The sequence below is a fragment of the Hahella sp. HN01 genome (genome assembly GCF_018986435.1).
Taxonomy (GTDB): Bacteria; Pseudomonadota; Gammaproteobacteria; order Pseudomonadales; family Oleiphilaceae; genus Hahella.
In genome coordinates this window covers 1-2,633 of the sequence record NZ_JAHMIN010000097.1, presented here as the reverse complement: position 1 = coordinate 2,633, position 2,633 = coordinate 1, and the positions used below count along the sequence as shown (strand labels likewise).

Genomic DNA, 2,633 nt, shown 5'->3' with positions numbered 1-2,633 from the left:
TATGACATCGCCACCGTATACATGAACCAACCAGAACAAATAGCGGAAATGCGTGAGTTTCTGGGGTCCGTTAGCGGTGGCGAGAGCTTTATGGTCAGCCTCCATGGCGACCGAGCGAGCCCGCTACAACCCGCTATGCTGGATCCGATTACCTGGAAAGAGGAGCGCTACGTCACGACGGATTACTTACGCTATTCATTTAAGATGCGTGCGCTTTAACGCTAGTAGGAAGGGCAGTAACAGAATGGAAGCTGGTTTCTTTAGTTTCTTTAGTTTCTTTAGTTTCTTTGGTGGCGATGGAGGCGGCTATTGAGTTGACGGTTTTTGTTAGTAGAAATAGCGGCTCCATATATCGCTCTCTCTCAAGCATATCTACAGTCATTTTAATGCTGAAAAATTTGTTTACTGTTATCCAATAACTTTCATGAAATAGAACGTGGTGGGGCTCTAACGCTAGTTCTGAAATTTCATCAACATCAGTTAGTAATAGGTAATCTCCATTAGAAAGGATCCATGCCTTATTATTAATGGACAGCTTGAATATGTAGGAGGGAATATCATAATAAGAAAGTGCTTTTTTCACGGACAGTGCTAGCTGGTGCGGATCCGATGAGTCTAAATGCTTTGTTAATAATTCGATTATTCTCTTGTAATGATAACTGTTATCAATTAGTGTGCAACCAAAGTCCTGAAATTTGTATAGACAAATCTCTGTAGCTTTTGGGTATGAAGAATCAGAGTGAGTCGGAGCTTTAATTGACAATTTTATGACCTCAATTGGAGTATTATTTCTATACATGTTCCTTGAAGTTTATTGAGTATGGATACCGAGCTATTGATCTTAAATTCGGTAATTTCAATTGGTTTTTATCCATATTTGTCTTTAAGTGTAGGATGTGAGGTGTTGTTTTCAATTACACATTATTGGAGTCTATATGGATGTTTGGTGTGAACTTTTGGCTTTAAATTCTGTCATCGAATAAGAGACTTTAAATTCAATGACTTGTTGGTTTCTTTATACGGTTGAGCATCATCTGAAGAAGACTCCGAGTCAATGCTAATTAAAGTACATTTTGCTCTGCGTAGATATTTATCAATTGTCCTACTCGAAACCTGTCTTTCTTCAAACTGCTCAAGAAGCTGCTCAAGGACGTGTGTTATTCTGCTCTCCTCTTCTGGAGCCAAATCCATGCCAATAATAGAGCTTTGTATGGTCCACCGAAAATCTGAGAAGCAGTCTATTGTGCAGTTATTGCAGGCGGTTTCTAGGTCCAGGATATTGTCCAATAGCTCAATAGTGTCGGACAAGGCTTTCTGGCTTAGGCGGCGTTTGACAGCCTTCTCTTGATTGTTTTTTGCCAAGTTTTCAATGATATAGTCGCATACTTGGGTCAGTCTGGTTAAGTCATCTAACTTATTCTCGTCTAGCGATTTAAGACATAATGAGAAGTATGGGTAATTGATGATCGTCTTGTTGTTAAAACGTATTATCCTATCCTGCTGAAGTGTTAAGTGTGTCATTATTTTTTCTTGTAAATCAGTTATGTATCCATCATTGGAGAATATATAATGTTGCTCAGGAAAATTAATCAGAAAGCAATATTCTGTATCAAAGACAGTTAGGGATTCTTGAATGTTGACTGCAATATTTAATGGGTCGCTTTCGTGGCTACAATTTTCGAATAATGAGATAACGTTCCCTAGAGAGCTATTGGAGCGCATTTGGTCCATTAGTAGACTTGTAAGCTCTCTACTTGAAGTCTCAAGCTCAGCATTCTTTCGTTCAAGCTCAGCATTCTTTCGTTCAAGCTCAGCATTCTTTCGTTCAAGCTCAGCATTTCTCTGATCTAGCTGAGACATTTTGTCAGAAGTCAGCTTCTCTTTTCCTTTTTTAACAGCTTCTCGCTCGTAATTACTGATGGGGGTTAAACTATTGCTGGTTATAAATTTTTGAAACATAAGCATAACTATTAGGCTCGGAAATGGTTTTATACGTTATCCTTGTGTACGTATATTTTACTATTTGTGTTAGTTGACCGTTTTCTACACAGGTTATCAATCCGTAGCACTACTGAATTTTCTGTGCAGTCTTTTATGCCTCCCCCCCATGTGCACTGCCTTGATTGTTTGACTTCTATTTAATCCCTTCAATTATTACCGATAGGTTCTAACCTGATGAGAGTGAGCAATAGCGAATTCGTCTCCGCCTGGAGCGGCGAGAGCGTGTCGCCCGTCTATGTCGTCGAGCTATCGTTTGATCGCGCCAACGAGGACGTGGTGTATCTGACCAGCGGTCCCGTATCCGGTCTGTCTGGCGTAGTGTATGATGGCGTGTTGAACGCCCGCACTTTGTCTGGCACATCGCAAAAAATCCAACCCGACAAAGGCTTGGCGTCCATCGGTAGCCTGGAATTTGAGGCGCTGGACCACAACCTGACCGCGCTGCAAAAAGCCAAGCTGGGCGACCGCAAGGGTCTACGCGGCAAACGCGTGCGCGTCTGGGTCGGCGAGCGTGGTTTGCAGTGGCAAGACTTTGTCCTGGTGGCCACGCAGATCATCGAGAACGCCGAGATCCTGAACGGGGTTTATTCGTTTAGTTGCGCGGATGTGCAACGCACGCTGCGTAAGGATAT

The 2,633-nt window shown here is 42.1% G+C and carries 4 protein-coding genes; 2 read left to right on the top strand and 2 right to left on the bottom strand.

Annotated features, from left to right (window positions below; genetic code table 11):
- A partial coding sequence (locus tag KP814_RS32265) for a hypothetical protein (RefSeq protein WP_216740630.1) occupies positions 1-219 on the top strand: 219 nt, incomplete at its 5' end.
- Here KP814_RS32265 and KP814_RS32260 read toward each other — a convergent pair.
- Both KP814_RS32260 and KP814_RS32255 read right to left on the bottom strand, forming a co-directional pair.
- A complete protein-coding gene (locus KP814_RS32260) occupies positions 200-583 on the bottom strand; it encodes a hypothetical protein (RefSeq protein ID WP_216740629.1) in 384 nt (127 codons plus the stop codon). The genes KP814_RS32265 and KP814_RS32260 overlap by 20 nt on opposite strands.
- 389 nt (positions 584-972) lie before the next feature.
- Positions 973-1,959, bottom strand: a complete 987-nt coding sequence (locus KP814_RS32255) for a hypothetical protein (RefSeq protein WP_216740628.1) — start codon at positions 1,957-1,959, stop codon at positions 973-975.
- 216 nt (positions 1,960-2,175) lie between these two features.
- Here KP814_RS32255 and KP814_RS32250 point away from each other — a divergent pair.
- Positions 2,176-2,633, top strand: a 458-nt coding sequence (locus tag KP814_RS32250; RefSeq protein WP_216740627.1) for a hypothetical protein, incomplete at its 3' end; no start/stop codon positions are given.

Bases quoted from the DNA above. Each gene is read 5' to 3' on its own strand.
- KP814_RS32255 (WP_216740628.1), bottom strand. From the start codon at position 1,959: ATGTTTCAAAAATTTATAACCAGCAATAGTTTAACCCCCATCAGTAAT.